Below are 21,111 nucleotides of genomic sequence, written 5' to 3' on the forward strand. Positions count from 1 at the left end.
GAAACAACTAAAACTTTTTTAGATACCTCGTAGCTCTGCTGCGAGGAGCATCATTATGTTAAATATTAACCCTAGAAGATTAGCAACTGCTTTTCATTCTCTATATCAGGAGGTCCATACCATTAGTCCATCGGCTTCTAAAAGAGCCACTGAAAAACGCAGTTTTTTTGTAAGCTAAGGTTTGTCTTATTTACCATCAATATTAATTATCTCAAGCATATTTCGGGTTGGAATCTCTTACATATTGTTTTGCTTTTACCTATTCATTATATAAATCACCATTTATTTTACTTATAAGTGCTATGCTACACACTCTTTAGCTACAAACTTTACTCTCTACATAATCATCTCCTGATCTTAGTACAGCAAACACCACTCTTGCCAACTTATTAGCTATGGCAACTGTCGTTTTATTATGGCTACTTCGCTCAGATAAATTAAACATCCATTTCGTAAATTGGCTAAAATCTTTTTTAGATTTCTGTTCTTCCGATGTAAATCTTATCTTGGCATTTAGTACAGCTCTAGCCCCTTGAATTAATAAAGTGCGTAAGTATACATCACCTCGCTTGCTAATTCCCAGCAGCTTATCCTTCCCACCACTTGAATGTTGTCTTGGCACTAATCCTAGCCATGCCGATAATTGCCTGCCATTCTCAAAACTTGTAGCATTACCTATTGATGCTATTAAAGCAGTAGCAGTAATTAAACCAAGACCAGGTATAGCTCTTAATCGTTGATATTGAGTTAGGTTACTTGCTATCATTGTTAATCGTTTTTCTATCTCTTTTATTTTTCTGTTATTATCTAAGAATTCTTCTTTTAGTTCACTAAATGTTTGATAACTTAACTGGCTTAATTTCCCTGCATCTAAAATCTCAATTAATTTTGTGATAACCTTATTAATGCCTTGAGGAACAATAAAACCAAACTCATGTAGTAGCCCCCTAATTTCATTAGCAAGTGCTGTACGATTTTTTACCAATCTCTCTCTTACCCTATGTATTGATAAAATTTCTTGTTGCTCTATAGTTTTAATTGCAACAAATCTCATATTAGGTCTTGTCACGGCTTCACATATCGCTTCAGCATCTGCTTGATCATTTTTATTAGTTTTAACATATGGTTTGACAAATTGCGGTGCCATTAGTTTTACTTCATGCCCTAATTTAGTTATTTCTCTTGCCCAATAACTAGAACCACCACAAGCTTCCATCCCTACTAAACATTGTGGTAAATTAGCCATAAATGTCAAAACCTGATCTCTCATCAATTTTTTCTTTAATACTGTCTTGCCATTTTTATCTACACCATGAATTTGAAAAATTCTTTTTGCAATATCTATACCAATTGTAGTAACCTCCATATGGACCTCCTTAATTGTTGTTTTAATATGTTAAATATTAACCCTAGAAGATTAGCAACTGCTTTTCATTCTCTATATCAGGAGGTCCATACCATTAGTCCATTATAATCCCAATTATTATACCAAGATTTAGCTATATGCGGATATTGCTTACTCCATTTTTGATCAAATGACTCAAGAGCTAATTCTGCTTCTTTTTCAGTAGCAGAAGTATAGATTAGTTTCAAATCCGCTGCTAATTGCTTTCTATCTTTATATGATACATATTTGAGGCTATTCCTGATCTGATGGACAATACAAATTTGATGTTCAGTTTTCGGATATACTGATGCAATAGCATCAGACATACCAGTTAGATTATCACTACAAGCAATTAAGATATCTTTTACTCCTCGATTCTTCATTTCAGTAAAATTACCAAGCCAAAATTTAGCTCCTTCATTCTCACTTATCCATAAGCCTAAAATATCCTTTCTGCCAGATAAATCTATTCCTAAAGCTACATATACTGATTTATTAATAATAAGTTTATCTTGTCTTACTTTCACTACTAAACAGTCAAAATATACTATAGGGTATACTGATTCAAGAGGTCTACTCTGCCAAATCTTGACCTCATCTATTACTTCATCTGTAATCCTGCTGATTAGGCTCTCACTGATCTCAGCTCCATATAATTCTTGCAATTGTGTTTTAATATCAGACACACTCATACCCTTCGCATATAAGGATATTATCTTTTGGTCTAAGCCATCTATTCTTGTTTGTTTCTTTGAGACTATTATAGGTTCAAATTTACCTTGTCTGTCTCTTGGAACATTTATCTCTATAGTACCATTCTCACTCATCAGATTCTTACAGGAGTTTCGCACTTAGCAAAATTGTGTATTAGTTAGAAGCCATTTAATGTTGTTCTGAATTGATGTTTTTATAACTTCCCAAGTTTGTTGATATAAAGTAATGTTTTCATTTATCCTCCTTTTGTTCATATCAAGCCAGGCCAATACAGCAAGGCAAATATGATTTCTTTGAGCTCGACCCGTGCGTGCCTGACAGCATTCAATACCACAAGTTTGTTTCAATTCTCGATGATAAACTTCTATAGACCAACGCGCCTTAACAATTTTCTCTATTTGCTCACGTGTAGGATTCTCTAAATTAGTTGTTATGTAATCAATGCGACCATTTTTTGCCACAAACTTAAATACCGTAACCCAACCGTATCCACGTAGGTGAATTTTTAGCCCTTCATCGGGAATCTCTAAAGTTTCCAAGCTAACATTACGATTAACTTTTCTATTTTTTCTTAGGTTGGTAACCCATATCCAACCTAAATTACGTATATGTTTTAAATTATCCAAACCACTATACCAAGCATCCATAACTATAGCATCAGGCTTGATACCTCTTTCTTTAGCTAAAGTAAGCATATCACAAAAATGCTCGTTCTTTGTTTTACCATCAGTTTCTTTATCATATATTCTATAATCTACAGGAGTAGATTGATCAATTTGAGTATTGTAATGCAGTAAGTTTACCATTCCTATACCAGGTATAACATCATGTACAGCCCCAGAATATTGATAATTTACAAGCTCGATCCTCTTACTGTATTGCTTTGACAATAAGGTGTCATCTCCCACTAATAAACAAGGATCTTCCAGATCAATATATTTTGACACTTTGCTATAGATTTCGCTAGGGCGAAAATCCTTACTCTTTAACCATCGACTTGCACTATCGTGCGATAGATCTAATGGACTTACTTCAGATAATGCTTTGCTAGTATATCTTACACTACTTGCTTGTAAGAATGATTTATATAAATCTTTGCTACATTTTGATCTTGTCATTTTTATCTAAAACTATTTTTCTCTAGATTAGCATATTATTTGCTAAGTGCGAAACTCCTGTCTTACTAAAACTACCATTCCTCGCATTCTCAGTTTCAGCTCTATCATACTTGCTATAACCTAAATGTTCTGACATCTCAGCATGCAGTGCTCGCTCTAAAATACCCTTGGTTAATTCCTTAATTAATCCATGCTGACTTAGTACTGTTTTTAAATCTACTCCGCCTTCTATCAGCAAATCTATTGCTTCATTTATTTTTTTATTCTTCTCTATTTGCATTTCTGTTACCTATATTTTTAATTACTTCTAATATAGGCTCAACAAAAATTTACACAATCATTGCAAAAGACTCTCATATTGGTCCAATCAGACTGACTCTGTTTGCCAGGAAGAATATTTTGTAAAAAGATTACTGTCTTATCCTTACCATGTGCAGCTCTCCATTGTTTCAACCTTTTCTGCAAACAGCGTAATTGCTTCCCATTATAATTCCCATGATACTTTTCTGTCAAATATGCTAATATGGTAGTTGCTTGCAACTCCGGTGCTGATTCTAGCATTGATTCTATTTCATCCCAGTGCTTCACAAATGGATCCTTACATGTCCTATATTTACGTATTGTGCGTAATTCGCTTGGATACTTATTAATACGTAAATACTTACGTGCCGTTTTTACACTCATACCTGCTTTTGCAGCAGAAATTATCTGATTATATTTTTTGATCTTTTGCATTAAAATACCTACTTGGTTATTTGTACATGTCATCAGTAATTCTCGAATAATATTTAAATATTTAAAAATAAATTTTTATTCGATTTTACTGTCCATAGTTACTTCTTTTTTATAGGTAATTTTAATGTTCGTTGAGGGTAATTCTAATATTCGTTAGTCATCCATCAGATCAGGAATAGCCTCAAATATGTATCATATAAAGATAGAAAGCAATTAGCAGCGGATTTGAAACTAATCTATACTTCTGCTACTGAAAAAGAAGCAGAATTAGCTCTTGAGTCATTTGATCAAAAATGGAGTAAGCAATATCCGCATATAGCTAAATCTTGGTATAATAATTGGGATAATTTGATAATTTTCTTGCAATATCCAAAGGAGATTCGTAAGATTATTTACACTACAAATGCGATAGAATCGCTGAATAGCCAATTGAGAAAAGTTACTAAGAATAAACGCATCTTTCCAAATGATGACGCAGTATTTAAGGTTTTATATCTGACAATTGATTATATTACCAAAAAATGGTCTATGCCTACCCCCAATTGGAATGAAGCTATGGCTCATTTTATGATCAAATTTGATGGTAGAATTTAATGGTGCACGAAATTTACACAATTGATGAGACAGAGCCGTTATTTGTAAAGTTTTGACAAAAAATTTTTATTAAAAAAAGTGGCGAGTGTATCAATCTATAATTTGTATTATATAGTCTATCCGCCAAAAACACTTCAAATCCTGATCATTTGTAATGGGATAGAGTTTTGACAACAAATTGCTAAGATTTTCAATAAAAATTAATAAGTTATGTTAATTTTTACTGATACATTTCTGTGTTGGTCTAATTTTGATATGGAGCTATTGTTAACGATTTTTTATCGTTCATCTAGTTTTTGCATGATGATATTTTTGATTTATGTGGAGTTAGACACGATTTGTAAATGATTTGCAATGCATCGTAAATTCAAACCAATAGCAGAGATTATTGGATTGATAATATCTCCTATCATACCTTTCAAGAAGTTTCTACCCATCCGACCATATTGCTTTAAGTGACCTATTATTGGTTCTATGGCACTGCGTCTCTTGATCATAGACTTGTCCTCTTGTAACAACTTCTTCCGCGTTTTTGGGGTATATACCTTACTCTTCTCCTTTACATTGCTACCACTATACCCAAGATCAACAAATGATTTCTTTATCTTGATTCCAGTGACACTCTCTACTGCTTCAAAGCTCTGATGCAATGTATGACCATCATAAGGATTATTATGAAACGATTTTGCGGATAAAACAAAATTTCTACGACCACTTACTACTACCGCTACTTTATTGCCAAACTCATATGGCTTGTTGCGTTTTCCCTTTCCTATACACTCTACTTCAGGGGCATGAAAACTATATAATACTTTGTTATCTTCTTTATATTGCTTTTTAGCTTCTCTTTTTAAAACAGATTGGTTATGTATTTGTTTTATTTTTTGCAATACTTCTTGATTTTTGAGAGACAAGTTTAATTGCTTATTTTTGATCTCACGCTCACATACTCTAATCAAACGACCCAGTAATATTTTTAAATGCTTCATTATTTTCCAACGCTTCTTGGCTTTACTATGTTCTTTATATTTCCATAGCTTTACTATATCGCGTTTATAGGTTCTAGCGTATGTTTCATTCAAATGTATACCCAAACTGTTGCAAAGCTTTACTATGCTAAGCCTAGCTTTATCCATTAAATAAACATCGTGTGGGTGTTTGATATTCTTAATTTGTACAGTCGTATCAGCGATGATTAATTCCAAATCTTTTTTTTTAATTGTGTTAGTTTTTATCCCAACCCTGATCAACTCCGATAATATCTCATTATATCCAGCTTCACCTAATACACTACGAAACCGTCGTATACTAGTTTCCGAGATAGCTATGTCTTTTTCTATATATTCCCACCCGCAGAAATACTGCCAATACATATTCTCTTTTAGCTCTTCCTCTGATAATGAATCTGAAAAATTATACATTGCTTGTAGCATCGTTATGCCAAGCATCACTCTATGACATTTTCTATTTCTACCAAATTTCTTAATACAAACATTTTTTGATAACCACTCTTCGAGCCTAGACCAATTTATTAATTCTCTTAATTTATATAGCTTATTATTTGGGTTTAATTCTTCTTTTAATTTATAACCAAACAGTTTCCCTTGTTCTTGCGATTTGATAATGTTGTCTATTGGCATTGACTGAAATCCATAAGGTTTATGACCATATTTTATCATTTTCTTACGGATTGTTGTATTACTTCTTGTCTTAAAACCATATTATCTATAAGGCTTGTAGAGTTTTGGCGGACGGACTATATATCAAATAATTTACTTTAAATTGTAGAAATATCGCTTTTAAGCTGATAAAAGCACTAAATATTTAACTTTAAATATAAATTTTTACTTTAGTCAGAAAAATTAGAATTTTTGTCAAAACTTCAGTTAAATGTCATATTTGTTAAATTAGATCCTATTAAAGCTATCTGATTTAAATTTCCTGAAGTAATTTTTACATCCGAAAAATTTACATTTTGCATTAATGTTTTAGAAAAATTGACATTACTAAACTGACTATTGCTTATATTTGAGTTTGATAATTCACTATTAGTGAAGTCGGTATTAATTACTGTGAACTGCTTAACATCATTATTGCTAAAGATATTATTAGTCCAACTTAAATTGTTGAAAGTAATATTTACCCCAGCCATTTTATTAAATCTTGCAAAATTAGCGTTACTATTTTTTATCGATAAATTATTAAACTTAATATCATTTAGGCTTACATTATTTAATAAGCTAGTATCTACTTTAAACTGAGTTAAAGTAGCGCCGCTAATTACACTACTTTGTAAATCACATTTAACTATACTGATATTTTGCAGAGTTGAACCTTGAAAAGTAGTATAAGAAAAAATAGAGTTATTAGCCTGCACATTGTTAAAATTTATCTCATTAAATATACTTTGTGTAAAATTAGAATCCTTAATTATTACGGCAGTTAATTGCGCTCTACTTAAGTCGCTAGATTCAAAATAATTATTAGTAAAATTAGTATTATTTATGATACTCCCCTCTAAATCTGCACCATAAAATATTGAATTTTCTATATTAGTATTTTTAAAACTATTGCTTTTAAGAACGGCTTTTTGAAAATTAACCCCATCAAGAGTATTGTTATTCCATAATATATTTTCAAGCTTAGCATTTTCAAAATTTACATTTTTAATAGTAGTTTTACTAAAAGCAGTATTACTAAAATTTGCCTGAACAAAATTTATATCTTGCAGAGTAATATTATCAAAAATAGAGCCTTGGAAATCAGAGTTATATCCTGAAACATTTTGTATTGTCCCATTTGCAAAATTACTTTCTTGTATAATAGCATTTGTTAAGATAGCTTTTTGTAAATTAGCTCCAGTAAAATCAGCACGTAATATTGCGCATGAAGTTAAATCTACCTCTGATAAATCTGCGTCTATTAATTTTACTCCAATTAGTTTTAATCCTCTTAGATTTGAGCCAAATTGTCCTTTAAGGTTAACTTTAAGGTTTTTAGCATTTTGTGATATTATGTAATTCCTAATTACAGTACTTTGGTTATCAGTTAATAAACCATTTGCATCACGTGTAGGTTCAGAGCAGTTAGTTAAGAATAGCGAAAAAGTAAATACTAGAAGTAGATTAGGCGTTTGCTTCTTCATATTCCTCCTCATTGATTCTTCCAGTTGGAGGTATATGCAAGCTTAATAGTTTTAATTTACGATGCAATGCTGATCGCTCCATACCGACAAATGAAGATGTTTTCGAAATATTATTATTAAAACGACTCATTTGTGCTGATAAATATTGGCGTTCAAAAACTTCTCTAGCTTCTCTAAGGGGCATAGATAGCATATCAAAGCTATCTTCAAGTTTAGTTAAATTAACGCTGTTTGCTAGAATCTCTGAAGGTATCATATAGGGTTTAATGATTTCATTATTTCCTGAAGTGATAGGATTCATAATTAAAGTCCACTCAACAACGTTGCGTAACTGTCTAATATTACCTGGCCACTCGTAAGATTGTAATGCAGCAATAGTTTCATCGGCAAAAACACGTTCCTTTAGACCTGAAAATTTTGAAAGTTGTTTAACGAAATATTTGACTAGCAGTGGTATATCTTCTTTTCTCTCAAATAATGATGGTACTTTTAATGACGATACATTTAGGCGATAATATAAATCTTCTAAAAACCTACCATTATTAACCTCTTCTTGAATATTTTTAGAAGTGCCAGTGATGATTTTTATGTCAACTTTGACAATTTTCCCACAAGGTTTTTTTATGGTATGATCTTTTAAAAATTTTAATAATTTTATTTGAATTGGAACTGGGATATTGCTAACTTCGTCTATATATAAAGTGCCGTTATTAGCAAACTCTAAAATAGTAAGTCGTTTGTTACTGTTATTATTGCTTTCTTGTTTTTCTGCTTCCCCAAATAACTCTTGATTGATTTTTTCTAAAGTCATGCAGGTAGGACTGAAAATAATGAATGGATTATTAACTCTCTTTGATTTTTTATGAATTAATCTTGCTGTTAACTCTTTACCATTACCTACTTTACCATGAATCATAATACGGCTACTGGAGCTTGCCGCTTTGTCTATTTCTGCTTTATATTTTAAAGTAATAGTGGAGTTGCCTACTAGCTCAGTCTTATCTATAACTTTTGATTTTAAATCTATATTCTCACGTTTTAGCTTTGTAACTTCACAAGCTCTTTTAAGCAAAATAACTAATTTATCATTATTAAAAGGTTTTTCTATATAGTCGTAAGCTCCCATTTTTATAGCATTTACTGCTATCTCTATTGTACCATGACCACTAATAATTATTACTGGCATTAAAGGGTAGCGTTTTTTAATCACCTCTAAGATACCAAGACCATCCATCTCACTTCCTTGAAGCCAAATATCAAGTATCACCGCAGATACTGGCTTTTCAGCAAGTATTTTAAGAACTTGCGTACTATTAGCTGCAACTTTAGGATTAAAACCCTCATCCTTTAAAATTGCAGCAATGATATTCCGTATATCTTCTTCATCGTCTACTATTAAAACATCTATCAGTGACATTATGACTTACCCTAAAATGTTGACATAAATATATACGTTAATGCCGAATCTAAAAGAAAGCAACATTTTTTTATAAGATTTTTGTCACAATGTTTATGGATAGTTTAATCTCTCAGGGTTTAATTCCCCGAAGCTCTGCTTCGTGATATCATAAGAAACAACTAAAACTTTTTTAGATACCTCGTAGCTCTGCTGCGAGGAGCATCATTATTTAGGTAAAATATGACAATTTGTTAGGTTATTATAAGATGTCATCCCGTGATCAAGTCACGGGATGACAGGAGTTGCGTGATGAGAATCTTCAACAAATAATATTTATGATCTTTTTAGGAACAAGGATAATTTTTTTAGGTTCTTTGCCTTCTAAAAATTTTTGAACTTTCGGTAAGTTAATAGCAATTTGCTTTATTTCATCTTCACTTGCGGATGTATTAAACTCATAAGTATCACGAAGTTTGCCGTTAACCTGAACTGCTATAACATATGTGTCTAGCTCTAGCATCGATTCATCAAAAGTAGGAAATGCCGCATTATATAAAAATGTTTTATGACCAAGCTTTTGCCAAATTTCTTCTGTAATATGTGGAATGAAAGGATTTAATAGCTGAATTAGTACATTAAAGCCGTGTTTTGCGTTCTGCACGTCAATTTCTTCTTTATTTATCTCGCTCAATATAGCATTAAAAAGTTCACGCATACGTGCTATTGCTCTATTTAAAGCAAAATGTTTTATATCATCAGCAACATGTTTGATGGTAAAATGAATTAAGCGGCTAAGCTCCTTATTATTATTGTTGTTATCTGAAAGCTTTATTATCGTTTCTTGCATCTGTTCAAGTTTATTGATAAAACGTGCACTCCCCTCAATACCGCTTGCTGACCATTCTAAATCTTTTTCCGGTGGGCTGTCAGATAATACGAAAAATCTTATTGCATCTGCACCATATTGTTGTTGCATAGTTTTAAGATCAATGAGGTTTTTTTTGGATTTACTCATTTTCTCGATGCGACCTTGTGTAACCAAACCACCATTATCTTTATGGAAAAATTCATTACCTTTTTTAATTACTTCCTCAGGATATAGCCAATTATTATGCTCGTCTTTATAAGTAGCATGCAGCACCATACCTTGCGTGAATAATCCTTTAAAAGGTTCACGGACGCTAATATAATCCTGCTCATTCATTACCTTAGTAAAAAATCTTGCATATAATAAATGCATTACCGCATGTTCAATTCCGCCAATATATTTATCAACCGGCAACCAATAATCACAAGCTTTTTTGTCGGTCATTTCTAGAGCTTGGCTATTACAATATCTTGTGAAATACCAAGAAGATTCAAAGAATGTATCAAAAGTATCGGTCTCACGAATAGCAGGCTTGCTACATTTTGGGCAGTTAACATGCTTCCAAGTTGGGTGATTGTCTAAAGGATTGCCATGACCATCAAATTTCACGTCATCAGGTAGTGTAACCGGTAAATCCGAGTCAGGTACAGGTACTAAACCGCAAGAATCACAATGAATTATAGGGATAGGACAGCCCCAAAAACGTTGTCTTGAGATCCCCCAATCTTTCAGGCGATAATTTATTGTGCGTTTGCCTATGCCTAATTTCTCAAATTCTTCTATGACTCTTTGCTTAGCTTCATTAGTAGATAAGCCATTTAGAAAACCAGAATTAATAATTATTCCATCTTTAGTATAGGCAGTTTTCTGCACATCAATATCTGCTTCAATTACCTGCTTTATAGGTAAATTCATTTTAACAGCTAACTCATGGTCACGTTGATCATGAGCAGGACAACCAAAAACTGCACCTGTGCCGTAATCCATCAACACGAAATTAGTAATAACAACAGGTATAGTTATATTTGAGTCAAAAGGATGAATAACATACAACCCTGTAAATATTCCCTCTTTCTCAGCTTTATCAAGCTCAGCAGAGCCGGTTATATTAGAGCATTTAGCGATAAAATTTTCTATTGCAGGAGTTTTAGAAATTAATTTTGCTACTATCGGATGATTGAACGCAATACCAACAAAGCTAGCTCCAAAGATAGTTTCAGGCTTAGTTGAGAAAACCTCTATAACATCTTCATTATCTTTAATTTTGAAACGAAAGTTAGCACCTACAGATTTACCGATCCATTTTTCTTGCATAGAGCGGACTGCTTCAGGCCACTCCGTTAAATTTGGAATCTCATTCAATAACTCTTCAGCATAATGCGTGATTTTTAAGAACCATTGCTTTAAATAACGCTTTTCAACTAACGCACCTGAACGCCAACCACGCCCGTCAACAACCTGTTCGTTTGCAAGCACAGTATTATCAACCGGATCCCAATTAACAAGCGATTCTTTTTGATAAGCAAGATTTCTTTCATAAAGCTCTAAGAAGAATTTTTGCTCATGTTTATAATAACCAGGGTCGCAGCTATTTATTTCTCTAGACCAATCATAAGAAAAGCCCATCGATTTCAGCTGCTTTTTCATATTCTCGATATTCGAATAAGTCCACTCTTTTGGGTGAGAGTTGTTTTTTATTGCTGCATTTTCTGCCGGCAAGCCGAAAGAGTCCCAGCCCATAGGATGAAGTACGTTAAAGCCTTGCATGGTCATAAATCTAGCAACTACATCGCCTATAGAGTAATTACGTACGTGACCTACGTGAATTTTACCGGATGGGTAAGGTAGCATCTCTAAAACATAATATTTAGGTTTGCTGCTTTCATTTGGTACTTCAAAGGCTTTTTCATCTTGCCAAATTTGTTGCCATTTTTGTTCGATATTCATGTTTTTTATTTTTTGACTATTTTCTTGTCACCCCGTGACTTGATCACGGGGTCTTGTTTCACAGACTGCGTACTGAGATCCCACGATCAAGTCGCGGGATGACACCAAGAGTATTCTACTTTGCACTATTAATATATATTTCTCTTGCTCTTCTTAGAATTTTGTCTTCAAGTGTGATAGCAAGATTCGAAGTATTTTCATTCATTACCCATTGTTTATTCTTTAACACTTCTTCAAATACTTTTACTTCAATTGCGTCAGGATGTATCACATCATCCTTAATAAATATGTTTATTTTAAAACGAAAATTGGGTGTAGCGGGAGGGCTATACCATTCTGTAATGATAACACCACCATTTGAGTCAGCTGATGCAAGAGGAATAACACTTAAAGTGTTTATTGATGCTTGCCATAGGTATTTATTAATTGAGCAACCAGCTGCTTTAGTAGATTCATTTTTAATTCTACCTGGTCTAAAAACTAGTCCTTCTTCCCCAGCTATTGAACCTACTTCATCCCATTTCTGCTCTTGTTCGCTTTTAGGGTAATCGTCAGCCAAAATAATGTTATTTCCCATACTGAATACGATAAAAATTGCTGCAAAAAATAGTTTTATATTTTTGTTCATAACCGGCATTTATTTGAAAGTTTACTTGTGGGAAATAATAAAGAAGGTTTATTGATTAGTCAAAAATTATTTTATTTTTATATCAGCTCTTAGTGCTAACATTTTTTCAGTTATAGTATTTTTAGCTTCAGAACTGCAACTTTTAATAGACCTAGCAGATACAAGCTATAGACCTGAATTCTGGAATGATGCTCCTCGCAGCAGAGCTACGAGGTATCTAAAAAAGTTTTAGTTGTTTCTTATGATATCACGAAGCAGAGCTTCGGGGAATTAAACCCTGAGAGATTAATCTAGGTTTGGAAGTAAGTATTTACAAAGGATAGAAGATACTCTATATAATTTTTAGCAAAAAAAACAAGAGTATCCCCATGAAGAAAGATATTACTGCATTATTTTGTTTTGTCGATGATTTTTGTAACCTGAATTCTGGATTAGCTAATTTTGAGATATAGCAGGTTTGTTAGGTTTCATACAGTATGCAATTAGTGCGGATAAGATATGTACAAAGGCATTCCAAATTGATCTATGTCTTGTATGCTCGATCTCGAAAGAACCCTTCAGCACACTAAATACTGTTTCGATAATTGAGCGTTTGCGTAATAATATTTTTTCAAATAATGGCATAAGTTTATTCTTCATTTTCTTCTTTATGCCAGTTACTAACTTGAGTCCTTTACTGTATAGATCATCAAAAAGCTCTTGTTTGATATAACCCTTATCGCCAAACCTGAAGTTTTGACAAAAAATTTTTATTGTCCCAAATTTGGGAGAAAAACCCCGCACTTGCAGTGCGTCGTTTTAACATATAGAATGAAGAGATGCAGTATTACAAGAAGCTAAGCCACACAGTTTACGATTGCACTTATCTAGTATGGGTGACTAAATATCGCTATAATATATTGGTATGAGAGTCAAGGACCTAATCCAAGAGATATGTAAGAATAATGGTGTAGAGATATTAAGAGCTGAAGTTTTGACAAAATCCTTTCCATAAGGAGAAATGTATTCCAATTTTTTTATACTTTTTTAGTAATAACAAAATTTATTTATTCTATTTGGGTACATAATGTATCAAAAACTGTAGCAATTTTGTCTAATATTGCTGGTTTATACTCACTAATATTATTGGGTAATTCTAGCTTTTTAATGATGCTCCTCGCAGCAGAGCTACGAGGTATCTAAAAAAGTTTTAGTTGTTTCTTATGATATCACGAAGCAGAGCTTCGGGGAATTAAACCCTGAGAGATTAAATGAGGTTTTGGTAATTTGATTACTTCCATCAAAACTTGATTTTATTGTAATTTCCAACTTACCATGTTTATTACGTTTGCGTATTACTGGTGCAAATGGTTTGACCTGATGATTATTTCTAATATTTCTATGATCTGGTATCCCTCTGGATATAGACTTTTCTAACGCTAATTTAGGATAAGGGATAGATAGAAAGCTTATAGATAAAGGGTTTAAAGGAGATTAATGTTGAGTTATGATAGATTTTTTTAATCTAGGTTTGGAAGTAAGTATTTACAAGGGATAGAAGATACTCTATATAATTTTTAGCAAAAAAACAAGAGTATCCCCATGAAGAAAGATATTACTGCATTATTTTGTTTTGTCGATGATTTTTGTAAAATTAGCGAGCAGTGGATTAATAAATCATTTCTACCATTAATCTCTCAGGGTTTAATTCCCCGAAGCTCTGCTTCGTGATATCATAAGAAACAACTAAAACTTTTTTAGATACCTCGTAGCTCTGCTGCGAGGAGCATCATTTTAATAAAAACCCTACAAGAAAGCCTGAAATAAGCTATTCTGAGCTGTTAACAATAGTGCTTTTATACCATCAATCACCTTGTAAAAACTTTAAATATTTTTATATGTCCTATCTACAATTATATAAATCAGACTTTGTAACTCTTCCATCATATACTCGTTTTATAGCTCTAAAACCAAGAGTTCTGAGTTATTTAGTTTTATTACTTGAATGGTATATGCAGGCAGCTCAATCTACGGGAGTTTCTTATATTGACGCCACATCTTTAGAGGTTTGTCATCGAAAAAGAATCTCTCGTAATAAAGTCTTTGCCGGTATTGCTGCTTTGGGTAAAACAACAAAAAGTTGGTTTTTTGGTCTAAAATTACATTTGGTTATTAACGAAAAAGGTGAGATTCAAGGTCTAAAACTAACGCCTGGTAATGTAGATGATAGAGCGCCGGTTTCGATAATCACCAAACATATCACGGGATTATTGTTTGGCGATAAGGGTTATATCAAACAGGAGCTCTTTGATGATCTATACAGCAAAGGAATCAAGTTAGTAACTGGCATAAAGAAGAAAATGAAGAATAAACTTATGCCATTATTTGAAAAAATATTATTACGCAAACGCTCAATTATCGAAACAGTATTTAGTGTGCTGAAGGGTGCTTTCGAGATCGAACATACAAGACATAGATCAATTTGGAATGCCTTTGTACATATCTTATCCGCCCTAATTGCATACTGTATGAAACCTAACAAACCTGCTATATCTCAAAATTAGCTAATCCAGAATTCAGGTTAATAAAATTCATGGGGTTGATAATGTTAACCTGGAAGAACCTTTGACAGAACCAGAGCTTGAGGATAGTAATAGTGATAAGGATGTTAGTATGGGCGATGATCAAGAAGATCATAAATATGATGGTGAATGTACAGAAAGGCAGCAAGAGGTGGATGTACAAATGCTAGGGTAATATTCAGGCTAGACAAATCATATTATGTTATTTATTCTTGATTAGTGGAGTGTTTTAGATTATTCGTCATCAATAACGGTCTATTTAATAAAAACAGAGTTATATCGTGCAGTATAGATTATTAGGGTTGCTTTTAATAATAAGTTTTTCATATTTTGTTCAGGCAGAGTTGCCAAACAAAGAAGATAATTTTAAAGTTAGAGTGGCTATTGTTGATGTTCAATCGATTTTAGAAGGATCAATGGCTATAAAAAATTTGCGTAATAAAGTTGAAAAAATTAATCAAAAAATTCAAAAAGATATTAACGCCAAAGAAGCAGAATTTAAACCTATGGAAGAAAGCGTGATGAAAGAACGTTCTTCTTTAAGTGAAGATGAGTTTGAAAAGAAAGTAAGCGAATTTTATGAAAAAGTTACTGAAGTAAAAAAAGAAATTCAGAGTAAAAAAGCAAGACTTGAGCAAGCTCATGCTGAAGCTATGAGCAAAATTCATGAATTAACGATTACAATAATTAGTGAGCTTGCAGAAAAATATAGCGTTAATTTAGTCATTCCAAGTGCTCAAATTTTATATGCGAAAGATAATTTAAATATAACTTCTGAAGTAACTTTTATATTGAATGAGAGATTAAAAGAAGTCCAAATCAATTATAATTATTAATCTCTCAGGGTTTAATTCCCCGAAGCTCTGCTTCGTGATATCATAAGAAACAACTAAAACTTTTTTAGATACCTCGTAGCTCTGCTGCGAGGAGCATCATTAAGTATCAATATGGCAGAATTTACACCGATTACAATTGCATACGGGGATGGTATAGGTCCTGACATAATGGAAGCCGTGCTGTATATATTACGGAAAGCTGAAGCACGAATCCGCTTAGAGACTATAGAAGTAGGGGAAAAGCTCTATGTAAAGCATTATAGTTCAGGTATAAGTGAACAAAGTTGGGAGTCGATAGAACGCACGGGCATTATACTTAAAGCTCCGATTACTACACCGCAAGGAGGAGGATATAAAAGCCTAAATGTTACGATTCGTAAGACGTTACAGCTTTTTGCCAATATTCGCCCGTCTGTTTCGTTGCATCCTTTTACTAAAACTCAGCATCCAAATCTAAACCTGACTATCATACGTGAAAATGAAGAAGATTTATATGCCGGTATAGAATACCGCCAGACGCATAATATGTATGAATCGGTTAAGCTTATTAGCCGTACCGGTTGTGAGAAAATTATCAGATATGCCTTTGAGTATGCAGTAAAAAATAACCGCAAAAAAGTTACTTGTTTAAGTAAGGATAATATCATGAAATTTTCCGATGGGATTTTTCATAAAGTATTTAATGAGATTGCCAAAGAATATCCGCAAATTAATAATGAGCATTATATTATCGATATCGGCACTGCAAGGCTTGCGACTAAACCGGAAATATTTGATGTTATCGTAACTTCTAATTTGTATGGTGATATTATTTCTGATGTAGCTGCTGAAATTTCCGGCTCTGTAGGACTCGCTGGTTCTGCCAATATTGGAGAGCATTATGCAATGTTTGAAGCAGTGCATGGTAGTGCTCCTGATATTGCAGGTCAAGACATCGCAAACCCATCAGGGCTATTAAATGCTGCTATAATGATGTTAGTGTATATAGGGCAGGGTGATATTGCAACCTTGATAGAAAATGCTTGGAAGAAGACTATAGAAGACGGCATGCACACGGCAGATATATATAACAAAGACCATTCTACTAAAAAGGTCGGCACAAAAGAATTCGCTGAAGAGGTAGTAAAAAGGCTAGGTCAGAAGCCAGAGACATTAGCTAAAGCAGATTATCCGTTAGTTACTAAAAAGCAAGAAAGTAATACCACATATAAAATCAACACTAAAGAGGTGAAAAAATTAGTTGGCACAGATATATTTGTAGGTATGAATGTCGCTTCTGCTCATGATATAGCTGATAAGGTAAATAAGCTTGATATTGGTAATTTTGAGCTAAAAACAATCTCTTCTAAAGGGCTGAAATTATGGCCTCGTGATACAAGATTCGAGACCATATCTGATCATTGGTGTTGTCGTTTTATGGCTAAAGATGGAGTAGAGCTTAAACATTTAGACATAACGAAATTACTTGAGACCTTAAGCAAAGCAAATATCGACTTCATCACAGTAGAAAACCTTTTTGAGTTTGATGGAGCAGCTGGTTATAGCTTGGCACAGGGGGAGTAAGTTGTCATTGCGAGCGAGTGGTAAGTAGAGCGTGGCAATCTCATGAAGTAAGACTCCTGAGATTGCCGCGTCAAGGCTTTGCCTTTCCTCGCAATGACGGAAAAACTTAAACAAATAAATAATAATATATGCACAACATCACCTCCTCATTTACAACAGCTTCCTCAGCTTCAGAAATTCTTGAGTTAATAAAAAATATACCCGTCGAGGCATTAATCTCTCAGGGTTTAATTCCCCGAAGCTCTGCTTCGTGATATCATAAGAAACAACTAAACCTTTTTTAGATACCTCGTAGCTCTGCTGCGAGGAGCATCATTTTTTCTAGATGTAGACGATACTATTATAACGCTGAAATCAGTTATTTTTAGAAAAACGCCCTATAATCAAATGATTGATAGGATCAAGGCAAATAAAAGCAATTATGATAATTTTGAAGAGAGTGTCAGTAATTGGCGTTTGCAGCGGAAAGTGATACTGATTGATGAAGAGTGGGTGCAGGTTTTAAATACTCTTAAAAAAAATTATTTTGTTTATGCCCTTACACAGATGAGTACAGGGAAATTTGGTAATATTCCATCTATGCAAGAATGGCGATATGAAGAATTGAAAAGTTTAGGTATAGAATTTTCTGACAATAAAAAATTGGCAATTTTTAATTCAGCTAAAAAAGATGATGCTGTGTTTTATAAAGGGATATTTATAACAGGTAACCATTCAAAAAGTGGTGCTTTAGCCAAATTTTCTAAAGAGCTACAAGCTAGTTTTATCGTGTTTGTTGATGATCGCAACAATCATATAGAAGATATGCAAAATTATTGCGAAAAGAATAATATCGGCTTTGTAGGTATTTTGTTTGACGGACTTAAAAATTTATCAGGAGAACCTGATCCAAAACTTGCCCAGTTTCAAGAGCAATATTTGATAGAAAATGCTGAATGGCTTGAAGATGTGGAAGCTTATAAGCTTATGGCAGGGAGTAGTTAGGTTATTCCTGCATAGGGATTGTTCCAACCCTGTCATCCCGTGGTGGATGAATAAAATTAAAAGAGATAATAAAATGAGTGTAGTTTATAAGGTGGAAAATGTGGAAGATGCACGAGATTTTTTATCTTCTGCACAAGGTGATTATATATTAACAAATTCTGAAAGCAGTGTAAAATATTATGGTATGCTAGTAGTTGATCATATGCTTGAAACTTTACAAAAAGAATTTCCTAAAAAAGTTATAGATGTTATTGTGAATGTTGACGATGACCATGCAGCTTTGTTTACTGCAATGAAACTAAATTATAAAAATATAGTATATACGGGTAATTCTGAAGAGGCTAAAGCGTTACTGAAAAAATCATGAACATAAAAGATATAGGAGTAATAATTGCTAAAAAACCGTTAAAGGAAAATACGTTTATTATTACAGTTTTTACTAAAAATCATGGTTTATATTCAGGTGTTGCAAAGGAATCTTCGAAACAAAGTTATAATGGACTGAAAAAATTGGACAAAAAAATGAAGGAGTGTGTTTCCGCAATAAGTTAGAATAAATAGCAATAAACTTAAGAGGAAAGATGAAGAAAAATAAAGTAAAAATTTTCAGTGCTTCAGAAAAAACGGGGATAGTATTAGAATTAATAAAAGAGGAGTCGACACTTGGTCAGTTAGCTTCAAAATATGCAATAAGTGTTAAAACAATTCAAAATTGGAAAAAACAGTTTTTAGGTAATGCGGCATGGCTTTGTTGCATAAATAAGCTTTTGAATATACTGCCCCTAACCCCGCAATGCTAGCCTAGCCAACAGGCACAGAGATAGGTTTACCAATTTCAAACATTTTGTTTAATAAGTGGCATTTAATAGACATTTCTTTTGTCATATTTTGATCATGTCTTGATAGAAACTTACTACCAAAAGAAGTTTTAAATCGAAAGAACGTGTTCTCTACACGCTCCCTTCTACCATAATTATTCTTTACCCTCCATGCTTGGTATCCTTTGTTTTGTTGATATATAACAGCTGCATCTCTCTCAGTTTTATCCCTAAGCGATTGAACTTTTACTGAAGAGTTTGGGGGTCTAATAACTGGTTTTATCTTCTTCTTTCTCAACAATTGATATGTAGATTCACCGTCATACCCTCGATCTCCCAGAAAATCCTTGGCTCTGACATTAGCTATTAGTAGTCCAATCTGTGATCTATCATCTATAGTATGCTCTGTGGTACTATCGGCAAGTATCATACCTTGATCTTCTATAACGATATGTAGCTTTTTCCATATGCGACGCTTATATTGCTTACCATGCTTATTTTCTAGCCATTCGTTCCCTGTGTAGGCTTGTATCCCTGTACTATCCATTGAAATACAACTAAATTCTTTATCTTGATTTCCATGTAAATACCTAAGATCTAATGACTTCATACGCTTACTTAATGTTGTATAGTCTGGACATCTAATAGATAAACCCGATATTTCAAAGAGCCAGTTTATAAAGCCTTGGGTTTGGCGTAACTTAAGACCGAATAAGCATCTGATCTTCAAACACTGTAATATAGCGTGATCACTATAGCGTCTAGGTCTTCCTCGTTTCATTTCCTCTCTGTAATCAGCATACCAGCCAATCGCCAAATCACTGGCAATCATAAAATCTATGCGACCCCTATTGCGTAAAAAATTATTATATTCTGACCAATTCGTTATTTTATATTTAGAATACTTGCGTGATTTACTAAAAGGGGCTTTCTTCCGAGATCTCATATAATCTGGATTATTTTTTAATTCAGGACATCTTACCAGATTATCACCACTCTTGCTCTACAAATTTTATTTATGCAACAAAGCCGCGAGGAGCATCATTTGAATCAGTATTTAATATACTAAAAAATAGAATGAACCTAGAGCATACAAGGCATAGATCTCCTGTTAATTTCTTGGTGCATATTCTAGCTTGTGTTACTTCTTATGCTATCACTAAATCTCGTATAAAACTTGATGCTTTAGCTCTAGAACAACTTCTCTTATCCTAAATTGGCGTTATTAAAAATTTTGATGAATAAAATAGAAGCTGATCAGGGTAGTTATGAATGGGGATATGAAGCACAAATATCCTATTTTGCTCAAGATCATCATGAATTGCTTAATGAAAATATTAGCATTCTTGACTGGCTTAAAAATTATGCTGAAAAAGAAACAGAAAACACCGTAAGAAATATATTGGGGCAGGTATTATTTCGTAGCGATGAAGTAAATAAAAATATCCTAAATTTAAGCGGTGGTGAGGGAGCAAGATTATTACTTGCTAAAATGATACTAGAAAAAAGCAATATTTTGGTTCTTGACGAGCCAACAAACCATCTTGATTTAGAATCACGAGAAGCACTTAAAAAAGCCTTGGTCGATTTTGAGGGTACCAGTAAGTAATATTAGTGACTCACGATCGTGATTTCGCAAGTTTAGCAACTAGAATTATCGCTCTTTCTCATAAAAGGAATATTATCGATTTTAAAGGTAAATATAAAGAATATGTTGAGAAACACGGCAATGATTATCTAAAAATCTGATAATAAAAAATATATATTTAATTCATTAGCACATTCTTATATAGTCATAAGCCAGTATATAAATA

15 protein-coding genes and 8 pseudogenes are annotated in these 21,111 nt (G+C 33.1%); 11 read left to right on the forward strand and 12 right to left on the reverse strand.

The genetic code is table 11. The features are described from left to right. Positions 1–316 precede the first annotated feature (316 nt). From AAHI98_RS10030 to AAHI98_RS10050, 5 genes and pseudogenes are all read right to left on the reverse strand, one after another. Complete coding sequence (locus AAHI98_RS10030; RefSeq protein WP_342224642.1) at positions 317–1,366, reverse strand: IS110 family RNA-guided transposase; 1,050 nt, start codon at positions 1,364–1,366, stop codon at positions 317–319. A gap of 107 nt (positions 1,367–1,473) precedes the next feature. After that, positions 1,474–2,223, reverse strand: a pseudogene (locus AAHI98_RS10035) (IS256 family transposase); the annotation flags it as partial. Between the two features lie 15 nt (positions 2,224–2,238). Continuing rightward, a complete protein-coding gene (locus AAHI98_RS10040) occupies positions 2,239–3,219 on the reverse strand; it encodes an IS701 family transposase (protein WP_342224656.1) in 981 nt (326 codons plus the stop codon). A 49-nt stretch (positions 3,220–3,268) separates the two neighbouring features. Then, positions 3,269–3,499, reverse strand: a pseudogene (locus AAHI98_RS10045) (transposase); the annotation flags it as partial. Positions 3,500–3,537: 38 nt separating this feature from the next. Further along, entirely contained in the window at positions 3,538–3,987 is a 450-nt protein-coding gene (locus AAHI98_RS10050; protein ID WP_342225785.1) for a hypothetical protein, read from the reverse strand. 123 nt (positions 3,988–4,110) lie between these two features. On the opposite strand from AAHI98_RS10050, the pseudogene AAHI98_RS10055 reads away from it, so the two are divergent. Further along, positions 4,111–4,548 (forward strand): annotated as a pseudogene (locus tag AAHI98_RS10055) (transposase); the annotation flags it as partial. A 317-nt stretch (positions 4,549–4,865) separates the two neighbouring features. Here AAHI98_RS10055 and AAHI98_RS10060 read toward each other — a convergent pair. The 6 genes and pseudogenes from AAHI98_RS10060 to AAHI98_RS10085 form a co-directional block, all read right to left on the reverse strand. Beyond that, positions 4,866–6,227: an IS5 family transposase gene (locus tag AAHI98_RS10060; protein ID WP_342224717.1), complete on the reverse strand. Its 1,362-nt coding sequence runs from the start codon at positions 6,225–6,227 to the stop codon at positions 4,866–4,868. Between the two features lie 212 nt (positions 6,228–6,439). Further along, a pseudogene (locus AAHI98_RS10065) lies at positions 6,440–7,705 on the reverse strand (pentapeptide repeat-containing protein); the annotation flags it as partial. After that, positions 7,674–9,110, reverse strand: coding sequence for a sigma-54-dependent transcriptional regulator (locus AAHI98_RS10070; protein ID WP_342225786.1), 1,437 nt, complete (start codon positions 9,108–9,110; stop codon positions 7,674–7,676). The pseudogene AAHI98_RS10065 and the gene AAHI98_RS10070, both read right to left, overlap by 32 nt. 301 nt (positions 9,111–9,411) lie before the next feature. After that, positions 9,412–11,907, reverse strand: coding sequence for a leucine--tRNA ligase (gene leuS / locus AAHI98_RS10075; protein ID WP_342225787.1), 2,496 nt, complete (start codon positions 11,905–11,907; stop codon positions 9,412–9,414). A gap of 115 nt (positions 11,908–12,022) precedes the next feature. Beyond that, positions 12,023–12,535 carry a DUF3576 domain-containing protein gene (locus tag AAHI98_RS10080; RefSeq protein ID WP_342225788.1) on the reverse strand — a complete coding sequence of 171 codons (513 nt, stop codon included), beginning with the start codon at positions 12,533–12,535 and terminating at the stop codon, positions 12,023–12,025. 435 nt (positions 12,536–12,970) lie between these two features. Beyond that, positions 12,971–13,261, reverse strand: a pseudogene (locus AAHI98_RS10085) (transposase); the annotation flags it as partial. An 855-nt stretch (positions 13,262–14,116) separates the two neighbouring features. On the opposite strand from AAHI98_RS10085, the pseudogene AAHI98_RS10095 reads away from it, so the two are divergent. From AAHI98_RS10095 to AAHI98_RS10130, 8 genes and pseudogenes are all read left to right on the forward strand, one after another. Beyond that, positions 14,117–15,078, forward strand: a pseudogene (locus AAHI98_RS10095) (IS982 family transposase). 61 nt (positions 15,079–15,139) lie between these two features. After that, positions 15,140–15,271, forward strand: coding sequence for a hypothetical protein (locus AAHI98_RS10100; protein ID WP_342225789.1), 132 nt, complete (start codon positions 15,140–15,142; stop codon positions 15,269–15,271). 106 nt (positions 15,272–15,377) lie between these two features. Continuing rightward, positions 15,378–15,932 (forward strand): OmpH/Skp family outer membrane protein, encoded by a 555-nt coding sequence (locus AAHI98_RS10105; RefSeq protein ID WP_342225790.1) that lies wholly within the window; start codon positions 15,378–15,380, stop codon positions 15,930–15,932. Between the two features lie 111 nt (positions 15,933–16,043). Next, complete coding sequence (locus AAHI98_RS10110) at positions 16,044–17,495, forward strand: NADP-dependent isocitrate dehydrogenase (protein ID WP_342225791.1); 1,452 nt, start codon at positions 16,044–16,046, stop codon at positions 17,493–17,495. 360 nt (positions 17,496–17,855) lie between these two features. Next, the gene (locus AAHI98_RS10115; RefSeq protein ID WP_342226174.1) at positions 17,856–18,479 is read left to right on the forward strand and encodes a DUF2608 domain-containing protein; all 624 of its coding nucleotides are present in this window, start codon (positions 17,856–17,858) and stop codon (positions 18,477–18,479) included. A 73-nt stretch (positions 18,480–18,552) separates the two neighbouring features. Continuing rightward, positions 18,553–18,846: a hypothetical protein gene (locus tag AAHI98_RS10120; RefSeq protein ID WP_342226175.1), complete on the forward strand. Its 294-nt coding sequence runs from the start codon at positions 18,553–18,555 to the stop codon at positions 18,844–18,846. Continuing rightward, a pseudogene (locus AAHI98_RS10125) lies at positions 18,843–18,971 on the forward strand (recombination protein O N-terminal domain-containing protein); the annotation flags it as partial. The gene AAHI98_RS10120 and the pseudogene AAHI98_RS10125, both read left to right, overlap by 4 nt. An 89-nt stretch (positions 18,972–19,060) precedes the next feature. Continuing rightward, positions 19,061–19,279, forward strand: a complete 219-nt coding sequence (locus AAHI98_RS10130; RefSeq protein ID WP_342225792.1) for a helix-turn-helix domain-containing protein — start codon at positions 19,061–19,063, stop codon at positions 19,277–19,279. Between the two features lies 1 nt (position 19,280). Here the strand turns inward: AAHI98_RS10130 and AAHI98_RS10135 are convergent, their stop codons facing one another. After that, on the reverse strand, positions 19,281–20,243 hold the full coding sequence (locus AAHI98_RS10135; RefSeq protein WP_342224734.1) for an IS5 family transposase: 963 nt from the start codon (positions 20,241–20,243) through the stop codon (positions 19,281–19,283). Positions 20,244–20,344: 101 nt separating this feature from the next. Between AAHI98_RS10135 and AAHI98_RS18670 the strand changes: the two are divergent. Together AAHI98_RS18670 and AAHI98_RS10140 are read left to right on the forward strand one after the other, a co-directional pair. After that, positions 20,345–20,512: pseudogene (locus AAHI98_RS18670) on the forward strand (IS982 family transposase); the annotation flags it as partial. 1 nt (position 20,513) lies between these two features. After that, on the forward strand, positions 20,514–20,906 hold the full coding sequence (locus AAHI98_RS10140) for an ATP-binding cassette domain-containing protein (protein WP_342225793.1): 393 nt from the start codon (positions 20,514–20,516) through the stop codon (positions 20,904–20,906). Positions 20,907–21,111: the final 205 nt, after the last annotated feature.

Source organism: Rickettsia endosymbiont of Urophora cardui (assembly GCF_964030725.1).
Lineage (GTDB): Bacteria > Pseudomonadota > Alphaproteobacteria > Rickettsiales > Rickettsiaceae > Rickettsia.